A 16,139-nucleotide genomic window follows, 5' to 3' on the forward strand; every position below is an offset into this window, starting at 1 on the left:
CCGCGCCCATCGCTCCAGCGGGCCCTCCGCCCGGCACCGCGCTCACCGGTACAGCAGGTACTCCGCCCGCACCCGCCGGAACGCCGCCAGCTCCTCCTGCCAGGCGCCCACCACCGCGTCGGTGTCCGCCCCCGCGTCGATCATCGTGCGCACGCGCGCGGAACCGGTCAGTTTGTCGATCCAGTGATCCGGTCGCCAGGCGAAGCCGCCCCACACGCGCTTCGCGGTCACCAGCAGCGCGATCCCGGTGCGTACGGGATCGAACGCCGCCCGGTCGTGCACATGGAGCTGCACGCCCCCGACGGTCTTCCCCTGGAACTTGGAGAAGGCGGGCGCGAAGTACGCCTCCCGGAACCGCACACCGGGCAGGCGCAGCTCGTTCGCCGCCTGGGCCCACCGCCCGTCGATCCCCTCCGCGCCCAGCAGTTCGAACGGCCGGGTCGTGCCCCGCCCCTCGGACAGGTTCGTGCCCTCGAACAGGCAGGTTCCCGAGTACACCAGCGCGGTGTCGGGCGTCGGCATGTTCGGGCTCGGCGGCACCCAGGGAAGCCCCGAGGCGTCGTGGAAGTCCGACCGCTTCCACCCCGACATGCGTACGGTCTCCAGCGGCACCGGCGCCGTGAGGAACTCCCCGTTGAACAGCCGCGCCAGCTCCGCGACCGTCATGCCGTGCGCCTGCGCGATCGGCTGCCGCCCGACGAAGGTCGCGAACTCCTTGTGCAGCACCGGGCCCAGCGCCGCCCGCCCGGTCACCGGGTTGGGCCGGTCCAGGACCACGAACCGCTTGCCCGCCAGCCGCGCCGCCTCCATGCAGTCGTACAGGGTCCAGATGTAGGTGTAGAAGCGGGCGCCCACGTCCTGGATGTCGAAGACGATCGTGTCCACGCCGGACGCGGTGAAGACGTCCGCGAGCGGCTGCCCGCTCTTGAGGTACGTGTCGTAGACGGGCAGACCGGTCGCCGGGTCGTCGTGGCGGCCCTCGGAGCCGCCCGCCTGCGCGGTGCCGCGGAAGCCGTGCTCGGGGCCGAAGACGGCGACCAGGTCGACGCGGTCGTCGGCGTGCATCACGTCGACGATGTGCCGCACTCCCCCGCTCTCGGCCTCGCCCGCACGGGAGGTGCCCCCACCGGTGACCCCGGTCGGATTGGTGACGACGCCGACGCGCTGCCCCTCCAGCAGGGCGTAGCCGTCGGCGGCCAGCCGCTCGAAGCCGGTGCGCAGCCGCCCGCCGCCCGCGGGGGCCGCCTGGGCGGTTCCGGTGCCGGTGCCGGCCGCCACCGCGGCCGTGGTGGCGAGCAGGGTCCGTCTGGACAGCTTCATGCGGTGACCTCCGGGAGCGCGGCGGCTGACATGCCCACGCACGCTAGCGCCCGTCCGGGCCGCGCGGAACGAGGCGGACCGCGGAACGCCACGGGAAAGGCGCGGGAACCCCGCGGGGAATACCCCGGCGGACACCTTCCCCCATACATACCGACTGGTTAGTCTGGCGGGACAGCAGAGCCGATGATTCACGTCACGTCACGACACGTCATGTCGCGTCGCGTCGAAGGAGACCGATGGTGGAAGCCGTGCAGGATGCCGGAGTGGTCGTCACCGGGGCGGGAGGCGGCATCGGTGCCGCGCTGGCCCGCCGCTTCGCCGCCGAGGGCGCCCGGGTCGTCGTCAACGACCTGGACGCGGACAAGGCCAAGGCCGTCGCCGCCGAGATCGGCGGCGTCGCGGTCCCCGGCGACGCCTCGGCGATCGTCGACGAGGCCCGCGCGGCGCTCGGCGGCACGGTCGACGTCTACTGCGCCAACGCGGGCGTCGGCAGCGGCGGTTCGGAGGCGGCCGACGAGGCCGTCTGGGCGCTCGCCTGGGACGTCAACGTCATGGCCCACGTCCGCGCGGCCCACCAGCTGCTCCCGGACTGGCTGGAGCGCGGCGGCGGCCGGTTCGTCTCCACCGTCTCCGCCGCCGGGCTGCTCACCATGATCGGCGCCGCCCCCTACAGCGTCACCAAGCACGGCGCCTACGCCTTCGCCGAGTGGCTCTCCCTGACGTACCGCCACCGCGGCGTGAAGGTCCACGCCATCTGCCCGCAGGGCGTGCGCACCGACATGCTCACCGCCAGCGGCAGCGCGGGGGAGCTGGTGCTCCAGCCGACCGCCATCGACCCCGAGGACGTGGCGGACGCCCTGTTCCGGGGCATCGAGGAGGACCGCTTCCTGATCCTGCCGCACCCCGAGGTCGCCGAGTACTACCGCGTCCGCGCCGCCGAGCCCGAACGCTGGCTGCGCGGCATGAACCGGCTCCAGCGGCAGTGGGAGGAGGCGAGTGCCCGATGACCGCCTCCCGCTACGCCGCCAAGCCCTGGCTGGACCTCCTCACCGACGCCCAGAAGGCCCCCGTCGACCCCGCCGGCTCGCTCGTGCACGCCCTGTGCCGGGCCGCCGACGAGACCCCCGACCGCACCTTCCTCGCCTACTTCGACGGCCGCCTGACCTACCGCGAGACGGACGAGCTGAGCGACTCCGTCGCCGGGCACCTCGCCGCCCGCGGCCTGCGGCGCGGCGACCGGGTCGCCGTCCTGCTCCAGAACTCCCCGCACTTCGTGCTCGCCGTCCTCGGCGCCTGGAAGGCGGGCGCGGTCGTCGTCCCCGTCAACCCCATGTACAAGTCGGGTGAGGTGGGCCACGTCCTGCGCGACGGCGAGGTGGCGGCGCTGATCTGCTCCGACCGGGCCTGGGAGTCGTATCTGCGCGAGACGGCCGCCGGCTCGCCGGTCGGGATCGTGCTCACCGCCTGCGAGCTGGACTTCCAGACGCGCACCGACGCGCGCGTGCTCGGCTTCGAGCGGCTCCCGCGGGCCGCCGACGCCGACGACCTGACCGCCGCCGCCCGCGCGGGCCGGACCGTCCCCGAGGACCGTGCACCGGGCCCGGACGACATCGCCCTCATCAGTTACACCTCCGGCACCAGCGGCACCCCCAAGGGCGCCACCAACACCCACCGCAACATCATGTACAACGCCGAGCGGCAGCGGACCGGGCTCGCCCTGCCCGAGGCCCCGGTCTACTTCGCCCTCGCGCCCCTGTTCCACATCACCGGCATGGTCTGCCAGTTCGCCGCCTGCCTGAACAGCGCGGGCACCCTCGTCCTCGCCTACCGCTTCGAGGCCGGCGTCGTCCTGGACGCCTTCGCCGAGCACCGCCCGCACTACACGGTCGGCCCCTCCACCGCCTTCATGGCGCTGGCCGCCCACCCGTCCGTCACCCGCGAGCACTTCGCGTCCTTCGCCAACCTCTCCTCCGGCGGCGCCCCGCTGCCGCCCGCCCTGGTGGAGAAGTTCCGGGCCGGCTTCGGGCCGTACATCCGCAACGGCTACGGCCTCACCGAGTGCACCGCCCCCTGCGCCTCCGTCCCGCCCCACTTGGAGGCGCCCGTCGACCCGGAGTCCGGGACCCTCGCCGTCGGCCTGCCCGGCCCGGAGACCGTCGTGCGGATCGTCGACGACCAGGGGCGGGAGGTGCCCTTCGGGGAGCAGGGCGAGATCGTCGTCGCTGGGCCGCAGGTCGTGCCCGGCTACTGGCGCCGCCCCGACGCCACCGCCGAGACCTTCCCCGGCGGCGAACTGCGCACCGGCGACATCGGCTTCATGGACGAGCGGGGCTGGCTCTACGTCGTCGACCGCAAGAAGGACATGATCAACGCCTCCGGCTTCAAGGTCTGGCCGCGCGAGGTCGAGGACGTGCTCTACACCCACCCGGCGGTGCGCGAGGCCGCCGTCGTCGGCGTGCCCGACGGGTACCGGGGCGAGACCGTCAAGGCGTACATCAGCCTGCGGCCGGGCGCCGGGGCGGACCCCGGCGAGCTCGCCGCGTACTGCGAGGAGAGACTGGCCGCCTACAAATACCCGCGCCAGGTGGAGATCCTGCCCGACCTGCCGAAGACGGCGAGTGGGAAGATCCTCCGTCGGGAACTGCGTTCCCGGTCGCACGGCGGCCAGTAGCGGGAACCGGCAGCGGAAACCAACAGCGGAACGGACAGGAAGGCAGGTGGCGGCAGTGCCCAGGACGACGGACGGTGACGGGACACCGGTGCCGCAGCGGCTCCTGGCCGCCGCCACCCGGCTCTTCGCCGAGCAGGGCTACGACCGCACCTCGGTGCAGGAGATCGTCGAGGCGGCCGGCGTCACCAAGGGGGCGCTCTACCACTACTTCGGCTCCAAGGACGACCTCCTGCACGAGGTGTACGCGCGCGTGCTGCGCCTCCAGCAGGAACGCCTGGACACCTTCGCGGACGCCGACGAGCCGGTGGAGAAGCGGCTGCGGGACGCGGCGGCCGACGTCGTCGTCACCACCATCGAGAACCTCGACGACGCGTCGATCTTCTTCCGCTCCATGCACCACCTGAGCCCGGAGAAGAACAAGCAGGTACGCGCCGAGCGCCGCCGCTACCACGAGCGCTTCCGCGCGCTGATCGAGGAGGGCCAGCGGGCCGGCGTCTTCTCCACGGCGACCCCCGCCGACCTGGTGGTGGACTACCACTTCGGCTCCGTCCACCACCTGTCCACCTGGTACCGCCCCGACGGCCCGCTCACCCCGCGGGAAGTGGCCGACCACCTGGCGGACCTGCTGCTGCGGGCGCTGCGCCCGTGAGGTGATCGAGCAGGGCCGCCGCCGCGGGATTGCGCGGCCGCGGCCCGCGCCCGGCCAGCACGACCGTACGGGCCGGTTCCGGCTGCCGGATCTCCACGCACGGCAGCCCCGCCCGCTCGCCGATCCGCCGCGGCACGAACGCCACCCCGATCCCGGCGCGCACCAGCTCCACCAGCAGCCCGATCTGGGTGACGTCGCAGGTGATACGGCGCTCCAGGCCGCAGTGGGCCGCCAGGCGCCGCACCGCCGTCTCCAGGCCGGTGCCCGCGCGGAAGTCGACGAACGGCTCCTCGGCGAGATCCCTGACGAGCGTCCGGCCGGCCCCGGCCAGCGGGTGGCCCGGCGCGGTGATCAGCACCAGTTCCTCGTGCCAGGTGGCGTACGCGGTCAGCCCCTCGGGCACCTCCCGCGCGTCCGGCGCGAGATACGCCAGGTCCAGCTCGCCCGCGCGCAGCTCCTCGGTCAGCTCACCGACCGGCGCGTCCCGCACGGAGACCTGGACGCCGGGGAACCGGCGGTGGAACGCGGCCAGCTCGGCGGGCAGGTCCACACAGGTCAGCGTCTGGATCGTGCCGATGGCCACCCGGCCCGCGGCCAGGTCCGCCACGGCCGCGACCGCGTCCCGCGCGGCCTGCGCCCCGGCCAGCAGCGCACGGGCCTGCGGCAGCAGCGCCCGGCCCGCCTCCGTGAGCACCACCCGGCGGCCCGTGCGGTCGAACAGGTCGGCGCCCAGCTCCCGTTCCAGATTCCGGATCGAGGTGCTGAGCGCCGACTGGACGATGAGTTCGGCACGGGCGGCGGCGGTGAAGCCGCCCTCGGTGACGACCGCCATGAAGTGGCGGAGCTGACGCAACTCCATCCATCTATCCTAGAGATGGCCGCCAGCGAAACCATCTGTTGGACCGCTGGACGGGCCGCGGTCCACGCTGGACGCATGAACCGCAGACCACCGCGCGTGCACCGCAGACCACCGCTCTGGCTCCGCTTCGTCTCCTTCGTCCGCGCCCTGGCCCGCGCGGACCACCACTACTCCGGCGGCTACTAGGACCGCGGGGCCGCAGGGCCGCGGGGACCACCGAGCCACAGGAGCCACGGGAGCCACAAAAGTCACGGGAGCCACGGAAGCCGCAGGAGTCGCGGAAGCTACGGGAGGTACTTCTTCAGCTCCCGCCGCGCCAGCGACCGCTGGTGCACCTCGTCCGGGCCGTCGGCGAGCATCAGGGTGCGGGCCCCGGCGTACAGCTCGGCCAGCGGGAAGTCCTGGCTCACGCCGCCCGCGCCGTGCAACTGGATCGCCCGGTCCAGGATGCCGACCACCGTGCGCGGCGTGGCGATCTTGATGGCCTGGATCTCGGTGTGGGCGCCCTTGTTGCCGACGGTGTCCATCATCCAGGCCGTCTTCAGGACCAGCAGGCGCAGCTGCTCGACCGCCACGCGCGCGTCCGCGATCCAGTTCTGCACCACGCCCTGCTGCGCCAGCGCCTTGCCGAAGGCGGTGCGGGACACCGCCCTGCGGCACATCAGCTCGATCGCCCGCTCGGCCATGCCGATCAGCCGCATGCAGTGGTGGATGCGGCCGGGACCCAGCCGGGCCTGGGCGATGGCGAAGCCGCCGCCCTCCTCGCCGATCAGGTTCGACACCGGCACGCGCGCGTGGTCGAAGACCACCTCGGCGTGGCCGCCGTGCCAGTGGTCCTCGTAGCCGAAGACCTGCATCGCGCGCTCGACGGTGACGCCGGGGGTGTCGCGCGGGACCAGGACCATGGACTGCTGGCGGCGGATGTCGGCCCCGTCCGGGTCCGTCTTGCCCATCACGATGAAGATCTTGCAGTCCGGGTTCATCGCGCCGGAGATGTACCACTTGCGGCCGGTGATGACGTACTCGTCGCCGTCCCGCTCGATGCGCGTGGTGATGTTCGTGGCGTCGGAGGAGGCCACCTCCGGCTCGGTCATCGCGAACGCCGAGCGGATCTCACCGGCCAGCAGCGGCTGGAGCCACTGCTTCTTCTGCCGCTCGTCGCCGAACTGGGCGAGGACCTCCATGTTGCCGGTGTCCGGCGCGGCGCAGTTCGTGGCGGTCGGCGCGAGCTGCGGGCTGCGGCCGGTGATCTCCGCGAGCGGCGCGTACTGGAGGTTGGTGAGGCCGGCGCCGTGCTCGGCGTCGGGCAGGAAGAGGTTCCACAGGCCCTGGCGGCGCGCCTCGGCCTTCAGCTCCTCGACGACCGGCGGGGTGTCCCACGGCGACGCCAGCCGCGCCCGCTGTTCGTGGGCGACGGCCTCGGCCGGGTGGACGTACTCGTCCATGAAGGCGAGGAGTTTGGCGCGCAGTTCCTCGGTGCGCGCGTCGAACGCGAAGTCCATGCCGGTCAGCCCTCCTGGGAACCTTCGTGAAGAGTGGTCAGGCCGTGCTCGATGAAGACGGGGACGAGGTCGCCGATGCGGTCGAAGCCGCGGCCCACGGTCTGGCCCTGCGTGTAGCGGTAGTGGATGCCCTCCAGGATCACGGCCAGCTTGAACCAGGCGAACGCCGTGTACCAGGAGACGGCCGAGACGTCGCGCCCCGAGCGCGCGGCGTACCGCTCGATCAGCTCGGCGGGGGACGGGTGCCCGGGGGCCTCGGCGGTGGTGGAGACGGGGGAGTCGGGCAGACCGAGCGAGGAGCTGTACATCACCAGCAGGCCCAGGTCGGTCAGCGGATCGCCGAGCGTCGACATCTCCCAGTCGAGGATCGCCGTGATCCGGTCGTCCGCGCCGATCAGTACGTTGTCCAGCCGGTAGTCGCCGTGCACCACGGCCGGGGCGGGGGAGCGGGGCAGCTCCCGGCCGAGCGTGGCGTGCAGCTCGTCGATGCCGGGCAGGTCGCGCGTGCGGGAGGCGGCCAGCTGCTTGGCCCAGCGGCGCAGCTGCCGGTCCAGGAAGCCCTCCGGGCGGCCGAAGTCCGCCAGACCCGCCTCGGCGGGGTCCACGGCGTGCAGCCCGACGAGCGTGTCCACCAGGTTCAGTACGGCGTCCCGGGTGCGGTCCGGGCCCAGCGGGGCGAGCTGTTCCGCCGTGCGGTACGGGGTGCCCTCGACGAACTCCATGACGTAGAAGGGCGCCCCGAGCACCTCCTCGTCCTCGCACAGCAGCACCGGGCGCGGCACCGGCACGTCCGTCGGGTGCAGGGCGCTGATCACCCGGTGCTCGCGCCGCATGTCGTGCGCGGTGGCCAGGACGTGGCCGAGCGGCGGGCGCCGCACCACCCACCTCGCCGTGCCGTCGGAGACCGCGTACGTCAGGTTGGAGCGCCCGCCCTCGATCAGCCGGCCGGACAGCGGGCCGCTCACCAGGCCGGGACGCTCGCGGTCGAGCAGGCCGCGCAGCCGGTCGAGGTCGAGTCCGGGCGGGTGGTCGGGGCTCATCGTCGCTCCTACGGGTCCTGCGGGTCCTGCGGGGCCCGCGGCGAGTGGACGGTACCCGCCTATGATGCCGACCGGTCGGTATGCCGTCCAGTGCCTGGACGGAACGTGATCGGTGCCACGACAGGACGGCAGCTCCCGGCCGGGGCGGCGGGGAGCTGCCGGAGAGTGGAGAGAGGAGGAAGGAGGGGGGGGGAGGGGGCCGCTGTCAGTGGTCGTCCCAGTGGCCCTCGTGGGCGGCGTGGCGGTGGCCGTCGTGCAGGTAGTCGACGTGGTCGCCGTGGGGCACGCGCGCGTGCCCGCAGTTCTCGTCGTGCCGGTGGTCGTGCCCCTGGTGGGAGGCGTGACCCGTGGGCTCGCACTCGTCCCAGTGACCGGCGTGCTCACGGTGCAGGTGGCCGTCGTGCGCGTAGTCGGTGTGGTCGCCGTGGGGCACCTGGGCGTGGCCGCAGTCCGGGCCGTGGGTGTGCGTGTGGGCGGTGTGTTCCCGGTGGGCGGTGGTCATGCTGCTCACCTTCGATGGCGTGGGGTGCCTGGTGATGCGAAGCGGTGGGTGATGAGTGGTGGGTGGTGGGTGATGAGTGGTGGGTGGTGGGTGGTGAGCGGTGAGCGGTGGGTGATGAGTGGCGGATGGTGATGTCTGTGGCGCGGGAGCCGGACGGCGTGCGCCGGGTCGTGCGGATCGCCCGGCGTCCGGGTACCCCGTCGGCCGTCGCGTCATCGGCGCGGAGCGCCCGGATGCACTCGGAGCCCCCAAAAACGCCCGAAGCGCCCAAAAACACTCAGAGCACTCAGAGCACTCAGAGCACTCAGAGCACTCAGAGTACGAGGACCGCCCCGCACACGGCCGTCGCCACCGTGCCCAGGGCCGCGGCGGTGGCGTACGCCGGGGAGAGCGCCGGGGGACTCGCCGCCGACGCGAGGGCGCGGATGCGGCGGTGGGCGAGGGTGAGGAAGGTCAGCCAGAGCGCGCAGCACAGGGCGGCGGCGACGACCGCGGCGGGTGAGGGACCGGCGTGCAGGGCGGTCCTGACGGCGAGGACGGCGGCCACGGTGGCCGACAGGGTCGTACGGCGCCAGGCGAGGTGGGTGCGCTCGGGCTGGAGACCGGGGTCGCGGTCCGGGGCGGCCGTGGGGGTCATCCCTCCCACCCGAGGAGGACCACGGCGACCATGGCGACGGCCACGACGGCGATCACGACGCTGAGCAGGACCGGGAACCGCGACACCGGCAGATCCTCGCCCCGGCGCATGGCGCGCTCGCAGCGGACCCAGTGGTTGACCGCGCGCAGGGCGCACAGCACACCGGCGGCGAGCAGCGACAGGGCGAGGCCGACGCGCCAGCCCCAGCGCAGGTCCGGCAGGAACTGGTCGACGGCGAAGCCACCGCCGACCAGGGCGAGCGCGGTGCGCAGCCAGGCCAGGAAGGTGCGCTCGTTCGCCAGCGAGAAACGGTAGTCGGGCGTGCTGCCCTCGCGGCGGATCTCTCCGGGCGCGAACCACAGCCGGATGGTCCGTGCGAATTCGATCACGTTCACGACCCTATCGGCTGGGGGCGGGGGCGTCAGGGGGCCTCTCCGCCCGAAGGGCCCCGGGAGGCGGCACGGGCCCGCCGTCACCCCCGGTACGCCCGCAGCCTCTCGTACGCCGCCAACCCGTCCGGTACCCACTCCCACTCGTCCAGCCTGTGCTCGACCTCCTCCTCGGGGAGGAAGCCGTACCAGGCCACCTCCTCGGCCTGCGGCCGTACCGGCATCTCGCAGCGGACCTCGTACACCGCCGACCACCAGGTCCGCCCGGCGCCGTCGTCGTACAGGAACGTGAACAGGTGCGCGGGACGCGGCAGCCCGGTGACGCCCAGTTCCTCCTCGGCCTCGCGCAGGGCCGCCTCGTCGTAGGTCTCGCCCGCGCCCACCACGCCGCCGACGAACATGTCGTACAGGGAGGGGAAGACCAGCTTGGCCGCGGTGCGGCGGTGGACGAAGACGCGGCCCCGGGCGTCCCGGGCCAGGACGAAGACGCAGCGGTGGCGCAGACCGCGGGCGTACACCTCGCCGCGCGGGGCCTGCCCGACGACCCGGTCGTTCTCGTCGACGATGTCGAGGATCTCGTCAGCAGCGCTCATGGGCCCATCCAAGCAGGGGCCCGCGGCGGCGGTCAGCGGGGCTGGAGGTCCCGCGCGGGCCGCCGGTGCGCCGTCCCCCGGGGCATCGCCGGGTGCAGGCCCAGCAGGACGATGCCCGCGACGACGGCCGCCAGCCCGCACGCCTCCCAGGCGAGGGCGCCCGCGTCGGTGCGCAGCCGGTCGCCGAGGAAGCCGACCCCGCAGGCGATCCCGGCGAGCGGCTGGGCCGCGGTCAGCGCGGGCAGCGACATGCGCAGCGGCCCGGTCTCGAACGCGCTCTGCACGAGGATCATCGCGGTGACGCCGATGAGCAGGACGGCGTACGGCTGCCAGGAGGTCAGCAGCTGGGCCAGGCCCCCGGCCGAGAAGCGGTCGCCGCTGACCCGGGTCAGGGCGTCCTGGACGCCGTACAGCAGGCCGGCCGCCAGGGCCAGCAGGACCGGGGCGGAGGAGGCCGGGCGCGAGCGCTTGGCGCAGGCCGTGAGGAGCAGGGCGAGCCCCGTCATCAGGCCGATGATCAGCCAGTGCCGGAGCGGGTCGGTCACCGCGGTGCCGCCGCGTGGCTCGCCCGCCACGACGAACGCGGTCACGCCGCCCGCGAGCAGGACGAGACCCGCCCAGCCCTGCCGGCCCAGCGGCTGCCGGCTCTGCCGGCGGGAGAGCGCGAGCGCGAAGAGCAGGTTCGTCGCCAGCAGCGGCTCCACCAGGGACAGCTCGCCCCGGCCCAGCGCCGCGGCGCCCAGCGCCATGCCGGCCACCACCAGCGCGGTGCCGCCCAGCCAGCGCGGCACCCGCATGAGGTCCAGCAGCAGGCGCGGGGAGAGGAAGTCGCCGAGCGGGGCCCGCCGGGCGGCGTCCTGCTGGAGGACGAAACCGAAGCCGAGGCAGCACGCGGCGCTCACGGCGAGGACAGGAACCAGGACCGACACGCTGCGTACCTCGATCGTCGGGCGGGCCCCGGGCGTGCGTCGCGGGGCGGCCGGCCGGCCGCGCCGTCGCCGTGCCCGGTGGGGGGTGACCGTAGTGCCATGGTGCGGGGGCGGGGTGCGTGGCGCCATGGCACAGGCCACAACGGGGGGCGGAACGACGCGGCGCGTGTCACAAGTTCCTCTGCAGTCACGGTAGTTGAAGCATGTAACGCCATCGGAAGCTCTTGACGCCAAGCCTTGGCTCCCGGTTTGCTGTGCGTGATCGATCGGCTCCCGGCGGTCCGGCGGCCGACGCCCCAAGACAGCGCGTGAGGAAGTCCCGCGGTGCCCCCACCCCCGCCTCCCCTCGGCCGTGGCCGCAGACGTGCGGCCCAGGTCCTCGACGAGGCCCTCGACGACGCCGGCCTGGTCGCCGCCCGCGCCGCGCTCGCCCAGGGGCGGTGGCAGTCCGCCCGCTCCCTGCTCGCCCGCACCGGGGACGACTGGGACCGGCGCGGGCACCGGGTGGCCGTCCTGGCCGCGGAGCCCTACTGCGCCGCCTGGACCCGCGAGTGGCTGCTCGCCGAGCCCGAGTCCGCCGACGCCGCGGTCCTGCTCGCCCTGGCCCTGGTCCGGCGCGCCCTGCGCGGCAAGGAGGAGCCCGAGCGCGCCCGCGAGGCGTGCCGGAGCGCCGCCGGGCGGGTCCCCGCCGATCCGACGCCCTGGCTCGGGCTGCTGATGCTGGAGCGCGAGCTGGGGGAGGAGCGGGATGTCGTGCGCATGTTCGAGGAGGTGCGCGGGCGGTACGCCGACCACCACCACGCCCACCACCTGATGGTCGCCCGGCTCGCCGAACGCCGCGCCGACGCCGGCCCGGACCCGCTGCACGAGGTCTACGAGTTCGCCGCCTGGGCCGCCGAGCAGGCGCCCGCCGACTCCCCGCTGGCGATCCTGCCGGTGATCGCGCACGCCGAGCGCTACCGCGTGCTGGCCACCGCCGGGCACGAGCCCGCCGACCCGGCCGCCTCGGGGCACTGGGCGGGCCGCCGGGCCCGGCTGGTGATGAAGGCCGCCTTCGACTGGTGGCTGGAATGGGAGCAGGAGGGCCACCCGCGCCGGCTGGTCGACCTCAATTTCCTCGCCCACGCCAAGGTCTGCGAGGGGCGGAGCGCCGAGGCCGCCGCCCTGTTCCACCGCATCGGCGACCGTCCCACCTCCCAGCCCTGGTCGTATCCCGGCCGCGACGCCCGCACCGCCTTCCGTGCCGCCCGCGCCGGCGCGCTCGGCACGGTCTGACATCCGCATCCCACAGGCATCCCACAGAAGGACGGTCCGACGATGACCACGGGCAGTTCCCGTACGAGCAGACCCGCCGACACCGGCATCAGCACGTTCAAAGGACAGGAGCGGGCGCTGCGCGCCGACCGCCTCGGCACGGGCGGCCTGCTGCTCTCCGTCCTCGCCGCGACCGGCCCGATCATGGTGGTGGCTGGTGTCATGCCCACCACATACGCGGTGATGGGCATCGTCGGGCAGCCCCTGCTCTTCGTCGTCCTCGGCGTCGTCCTGATCCTGTTCAGCGTCGGGTACGCCGAGATGAGCCGCCACGTGCACAACGCGGGCGCCTTCTACGCCTACATCTCCCGCGGGCTGGGCGGCACCGCCGGCGCGAGCGCCGCGCTGGTCGCGCTCGTCGCCTACAACGCCCTCCAGGTCGGCATCTACGGCATCCTCGGCTTCGAGGTCTCCGGGCTCCTGGCCACCTACGCCGGCCTGGAGGTCGCCTGGTGGATCCCGGCGCTGCTGGCCGTGCTGTCCGTCGGCGCGCTGGGCTGGCTGAAGATCGACGTCAACGCGCGCGTGCTCGGCGTCCTGCTGCTCGTCGAGGTCGTCCTCGTCGTCGTCTTCGACATCGCCGCCGTCGCCGATCCCGGCGCGGAAGGGCTGTCGCTGCACGCGTTCGACCCGCAGACCCTGTCGGGGGCCGGGGTGGGCACCGCGCTGTGCTTCTGCATCGCCGCCTTCCTCGGCTTCGAGCAGGCGCCCGTGTACGCCGAGGAGACCAGCCGCCCGCACGTCCTGGTACCGCGCGTGATGTTCCTCGCGGTGGGCGGGGTCGCCGTGTTCTTCGCGCTCAGCAGCTGGGCGCTGACCGTCGCCGCCGGTCCCTCGCAGATCGTCGGCACCGCGCGGGAGCAGAGCGCCGGGCTGCTGTTCTTCCTCACCGAGTCCCGGCTCGGCGGCACCTTCACCGACGTCCTGCACGTGCTGTTCGTCACCGGCATGTTCGCGGCGCTGCTCAGCTTCCACAACGTCGTCGCGCGCTACGCCTTCGCCATGGGCCGCGAGGGCCTGCTGCCCGCCGCCTTCGGCCGCACCAGCGGCACCAGCGGCGCCCCGGGCACCGGCTCGCTGCTCCAGACCGCCGTCTCCGCCCTCGTCGTCGCCGGCTTCGCGCTCGCCGACGACAAGCCGGCCGGGGACCCCACCGCACCCGTCCTGCACCTGTTCACCTGGGGCGGCAACATCGGCGCCCTCGGGGTGATCGTGCTGATGGCGGCGGCCTCCGTGTCGGTCGTCGTCTTCTTCGCCCGCCGCGGCGCCGCCGGCGCGCAGGCCGTGCGGCTGGTGACCTCCTCGCTGGCGGGCATCGCCCTGCTGGTGATCGCCGGTTACACGGTCAAGGACTTCGACGTGCTGGTCGGCGCCGGCCCCGGCTCGTCCCTGAGCTGGGTGCTGCCCGGCATCATCGGCCTCGCCGTCGTCGCCGGCCTGGTGCAGGGGCTGGTCCTGCGCGCCCGCGCACCCGAGCGGCACGCCCGCATCGGACTCGGGAACGAGGCGTTCCAGATGGAGAAGGCGGCCGGGACGACGTCCTCGTGAGAGAGGAGAAGGGCGGCCCACCGGGGGTTTCACCGTCCCGGCGGGCCGCCCTTCGTGGCGACCGGCGTGTCCGCGGGGCGCCGCCCCCGGACGATCGCCGTCCCTAGATGATCAAGGACAGCAGCAGGACCAGCGCACCGGCCACCACGGAGATGATCGTCTCCATGAGCGACCAGGTCTTGACGGTCTGGCCGACGTTCAGGCCGAAGTACTCCTTCACCAGCCAGAAGCCGGCGTCGTTGACGTGGCTGAAGAACAGCGAGCCGGCGCCGATCGCCAGGACCAGCAGGGCGGCGTGCGTGGTGGACATGTCGGCCGCCAGCGGCGCCACCAGACCGGCCGCCGAGACGGTCGCCACGGTCGCCGAACCGGTCGCGAGCCGGATCGCCACCGCGATCAGCCAGGCCAGCAGCAGCGCCGGGATCGACCAGTCGTCGGAGATCTCCAGGATCATCTGACCCACGCCGGAGTCGACGAGCGTCTGCTTGAAACCGCCGCCCGCGCCCACGATCAGCAGGACACCCGCGATGGGCGCGAGCCCCTTCTCGACGAGCTGCTGCAGCCGCTCCTTGCCGAACCCGGCGGGCATGCCCAGCGTGAACATGCCGACGATCACCGCCGCGAGCAGGGCGACCAGCGGGGAGCCGATCACGTCGAAGACGCGCTGCACCAGCTGCCCGGGGTCGTCGACGATGATGTCGACCAGCGCCTTGGCGAGCATCAGGACGACCGGCAGCAGGACGGTGGCCAGGGTGGCACCGAAGCCGGGGCGCCGCTCCAGGGTCTCGGAGGCGCGCTGCGGGATCATGCGGTCGGGGGCGGGGACGTCCACCCAGCGGGCCGCGAACTTCGAGAACACCGGACCGGCGATGATCACCGTCGGGATGGCGACCAGCACGCCGAGCGCCAGAGTGACCCCCAGGTTGGCCTTGACCGCGTCGATCGCGACCAGCGGGCCGGGGTGCGGCGGCACCAGGCCGTGCATCACGGACAGACCCGCGAGCGCGGGGACGCCGATGCGCATGAGGGAGAAGTTGCCGCGCTTGGCGACCATCAGCACCACCGGGATCAGCAGCACGATGCCGACCTCGAAGAACAGCGGCAGACCGACGACGGAGGCGATGAGCACCATCGCCCAGGGCATCGACCGCTTGCTCGCCTTGGCGAGGATCGTGTCCACGATCTGGTCCGCGCCGCCGGAGTCGGCGAGCATCTTGCCCAGGATCGCACCGAGGGCGATCAGGACGCCCACACCGGCGACGGTCGAGCCGAGGCCGTTGGTGAAGCTGGTGATCACCTTGTCGAGCGGCGCCCCGGCGAACGCGCCGAGCGCCAGTGACCCGATGGTCAGCGCGAGAAAGGCGTGCAGCTTGAACTTGGTGATGAGCAGGACGATGACGGCGATGCCCAACAGCACGGCCACGCCCAGCTGGGCGTGGCCGGCCGAGGTGATGGGCTCGGCGGTCTCCGCTGCCAGCATCTCGACGCTGAGTCTGGTCACGGTGGTTCCCTTGAAGTGAGGGGGGATTCGGGAGAGGACGGGGCCGCGGACCCTTGTAAGGGCGCGGCCCCAAGGGGGGTGGGGGTTACCGGGTCCGGGTGCGGAGGGTCACCGGGTGGGTTCGGGGAGGTCCCTCAGGGCTTGCACCGCACGCTCGGTGATCTCCTCGGGGCTGCCCGCGACGTCCACGGCGACGCCCGCCTCGTCCGGCTGGAGCGGCTGGAGCGTGGCGAACTGGGAGTCGAGCAGGGCCGTCGGCATGAAGTGCCCCTGCCGGTGCGACATCCGGTCCTCGATCAGCTCGCGGCTGCCCGTGAGGTGGACGAAGACGAGACCGGGAGCCGCGGCCCGCAGCCGGTCGCGGTACGACCGCTTCAGCGCGGAACTGCTCACCACCCCGCCGAGCCCCGCCCGCCCGTGCGCCCAGGCGCCGATGGCGTCCAGCCACGGCCACCGGTCCTCGTCGGTGAGCGGGGTGCCGGCCGACATCTTGGCGATGTTGGCGGGCGGATGGAAGTCGTCGCCCTCGGCGTAGGGGACGCCGAGCCGGGCCGCGAGCAGAGGACCGATGGTGGTCTTGCCCGTGCCCGCGACGCCCATGACCACGACGACGTGGGGGGTGTGCGGTTGATGCATCGTGCTCTCGCTGTCTGCTGTCTTCGTCGACACGTGATGTCGAGCCAAC

16 protein-coding genes are annotated in these 16,139 nt (G+C 73.4%); 5 read left to right on the plus strand and 11 right to left on the minus strand.

Features of this window, described 5'->3' with window-relative positions:
- Positions 1 to 42: 42 nt before the first annotated feature.
- Complete coding sequence (locus tag ABZ340_RS14560) at positions 43 to 1,320, minus strand: DUF1343 domain-containing protein (RefSeq protein WP_358782110.1); 1,278 nt, start codon at positions 1,318 to 1,320, stop codon at positions 43 to 45.
- A gap of 236 nt (positions 1,321 to 1,556) precedes the next feature.
- Here ABZ340_RS14560 and ABZ340_RS14565 point away from each other — a divergent pair, with 236 nt between their 5' ends.
- From ABZ340_RS14565 to ABZ340_RS14575, 3 genes are read left to right on the plus strand one after another with little or no spacing between them, the layout of a single operon-like run.
- A complete protein-coding gene (locus tag ABZ340_RS14565) occupies positions 1,557 to 2,327 on the plus strand; it encodes an SDR family oxidoreductase (RefSeq protein WP_358782111.1) in 771 nt (256 codons plus the stop codon).
- Positions 2,324 to 3,991, plus strand: a complete 1,668-nt coding sequence (locus tag ABZ340_RS14570; RefSeq protein WP_358782112.1) for an AMP-binding protein — start codon at positions 2,324 to 2,326, stop codon at positions 3,989 to 3,991. The genes ABZ340_RS14565 and ABZ340_RS14570 overlap by 4 nt, the downstream gene beginning before the upstream one ends.
- A gap of 55 nt (positions 3,992 to 4,046) precedes the next feature.
- A complete protein-coding gene (locus ABZ340_RS14575) occupies positions 4,047 to 4,640 on the plus strand; it encodes a TetR/AcrR family transcriptional regulator (protein WP_358782113.1) in 594 nt (197 codons plus the stop codon).
- On the opposite strand, the gene ABZ340_RS14580 is transcribed toward ABZ340_RS14575, so the two are convergent.
- From ABZ340_RS14580 to ABZ340_RS14615, 8 genes are all read right to left on the minus strand, one after another.
- Complete coding sequence (locus ABZ340_RS14580; RefSeq protein WP_358782114.1) at positions 4,579 to 5,499, minus strand: LysR family transcriptional regulator; 921 nt, start codon at positions 5,497 to 5,499, stop codon at positions 4,579 to 4,581. The genes ABZ340_RS14575 and ABZ340_RS14580 overlap by 62 nt on opposite strands.
- Before the next feature lie 284 nt (positions 5,500 to 5,783).
- Complete coding sequence (locus tag ABZ340_RS14585) at positions 5,784 to 7,001, minus strand: acyl-CoA dehydrogenase family protein (protein ID WP_358782115.1); 1,218 nt, start codon at positions 6,999 to 7,001, stop codon at positions 5,784 to 5,786.
- Positions 7,002 to 7,006: 5 nt separating this feature from the next.
- Positions 7,007 to 8,041, minus strand: a complete 1,035-nt coding sequence (locus ABZ340_RS14590) for a phosphotransferase family protein (RefSeq protein WP_358782116.1) — start codon at positions 8,039 to 8,041, stop codon at positions 7,007 to 7,009.
- Between the two features lie 205 nt (positions 8,042 to 8,246).
- Positions 8,247 to 8,543, minus strand: a complete 297-nt coding sequence (locus ABZ340_RS14595; protein WP_358782117.1) for a hypothetical protein — start codon at positions 8,541 to 8,543, stop codon at positions 8,247 to 8,249.
- A 313-nt stretch (positions 8,544 to 8,856) separates the two neighbouring features.
- Positions 8,857 to 9,180, minus strand: coding sequence for a DUF202 domain-containing protein (locus tag ABZ340_RS14600; protein ID WP_358782118.1), 324 nt, complete (start codon positions 9,178 to 9,180; stop codon positions 8,857 to 8,859).
- Entirely contained in the window at positions 9,177 to 9,569 is a 393-nt protein-coding gene (locus ABZ340_RS14605) for a DUF202 domain-containing protein (RefSeq protein WP_358782119.1), read from the minus strand. The genes ABZ340_RS14600 and ABZ340_RS14605 overlap by 4 nt, the downstream gene beginning before the upstream one ends.
- An 83-nt stretch (positions 9,570 to 9,652) precedes the next feature.
- Entirely contained in the window at positions 9,653 to 10,162 is a 510-nt protein-coding gene (locus ABZ340_RS14610; RefSeq protein WP_358782120.1) for an NUDIX domain-containing protein, read from the minus strand.
- 32 nt (positions 10,163 to 10,194) lie between these two features.
- Positions 10,195 to 11,091 carry a DMT family transporter gene (locus tag ABZ340_RS14615; RefSeq protein WP_358782121.1) on the minus strand — a complete coding sequence of 299 codons (897 nt, stop codon included), beginning with the start codon at positions 11,089 to 11,091 and terminating at the stop codon, positions 10,195 to 10,197.
- Between the two features lie 324 nt (positions 11,092 to 11,415).
- Here ABZ340_RS14615 and ABZ340_RS14620 point away from each other — a divergent pair, with 324 nt between their 5' ends.
- Both ABZ340_RS14620 and ABZ340_RS14625 read left to right on the plus strand, forming a co-directional pair.
- Positions 11,416 to 12,366, plus strand: a complete 951-nt coding sequence (locus ABZ340_RS14620; RefSeq protein ID WP_358782122.1) for a hypothetical protein — start codon at positions 11,416 to 11,418, stop codon at positions 12,364 to 12,366.
- A gap of 42 nt (positions 12,367 to 12,408) precedes the next feature.
- Positions 12,409 to 13,953 carry an APC family permease gene (locus ABZ340_RS14625; protein WP_358782123.1) on the plus strand — a complete coding sequence of 515 codons (1,545 nt, stop codon included), beginning with the start codon at positions 12,409 to 12,411 and terminating at the stop codon, positions 13,951 to 13,953.
- A 103-nt stretch (positions 13,954 to 14,056) separates the two neighbouring features.
- Here ABZ340_RS14625 and ABZ340_RS14630 read toward each other — a convergent pair whose 3' ends face one another.
- Both ABZ340_RS14630 and ABZ340_RS14635 read right to left on the minus strand, forming a co-directional pair.
- Positions 14,057 to 15,454 carry a gluconate:H+ symporter gene (locus ABZ340_RS14630; RefSeq protein WP_358782124.1) on the minus strand — a complete coding sequence of 466 codons (1,398 nt, stop codon included), beginning with the start codon at positions 15,452 to 15,454 and terminating at the stop codon, positions 14,057 to 14,059.
- A gap of 108 nt (positions 15,455 to 15,562) precedes the next feature.
- A complete protein-coding gene (locus ABZ340_RS14635; protein WP_358782125.1) occupies positions 15,563 to 16,090 on the minus strand; it encodes a gluconokinase in 528 nt (175 codons plus the stop codon).
- Between the last annotated feature and the right edge of the window lie 49 nt (positions 16,091 to 16,139).

The organism is Streptomyces sp. NPDC006134 (assembly GCF_040628835.1).
GTDB lineage: Bacteria > Actinomycetota > Actinomycetes > Streptomycetales > Streptomycetaceae > Streptomyces.

Excerpts from the sequence above, each read along its gene's own strand:
- ABZ340_RS14570 (WP_358782112.1), top strand. The coding sequence starts at position 2,324 with ATGACCGCCTCCCGCTACGCCGCCAAGCCCTGGCTGGACCTCCTCACC.
- ABZ340_RS14625 (WP_358782123.1), top strand. The coding sequence starts at position 12,409 with ATGACCACGGGCAGTTCCCGTACGAGCAGACCCGCCGACACCGGCATC.
- ABZ340_RS14560 (WP_358782110.1), bottom strand. The coding sequence starts at position 1,320 with ATGAAGCTGTCCAGACGGACCCTGCTCGCCACCACGGCCGCGGTGGCG.
- ABZ340_RS14590 (WP_358782116.1), bottom strand. The coding sequence starts at position 8,041 with ATGAGCCCCGACCACCCGCCCGGACTCGACCTCGACCGGCTGCGCGGC.
- ABZ340_RS14585 (WP_358782115.1), bottom strand. The coding sequence starts at position 7,001 with ATGGACTTCGCGTTCGACGCGCGCACCGAGGAACTGCGCGCCAAACTC.
- ABZ340_RS14580 (WP_358782114.1), bottom strand. The coding sequence starts at position 5,499 with ATGGAGTTGCGTCAGCTCCGCCACTTCATGGCGGTCGTCACCGAGGGC.
- ABZ340_RS14595 (WP_358782117.1), bottom strand. The coding sequence starts at position 8,543 with ATGACCACCGCCCACCGGGAACACACCGCCCACACGCACACCCACGGC.
- ABZ340_RS14565 (WP_358782111.1), top strand. The coding sequence starts at position 1,557 with ATGGTGGAAGCCGTGCAGGATGCCGGAGTGGTCGTCACCGGGGCGGGA.
- ABZ340_RS14600 (WP_358782118.1), bottom strand. The coding sequence starts at position 9,180 with ATGACCCCCACGGCCGCCCCGGACCGCGACCCCGGTCTCCAGCCCGAG.
- ABZ340_RS14635 (WP_358782125.1), bottom strand. The coding sequence starts at position 16,090 with ATGCATCAACCGCACACCCCCCACGTCGTCGTGGTCATGGGCGTCGCG.
- ABZ340_RS14610 (WP_358782120.1), bottom strand. The coding sequence starts at position 10,162 with ATGAGCGCTGCTGACGAGATCCTCGACATCGTCGACGAGAACGACCGG.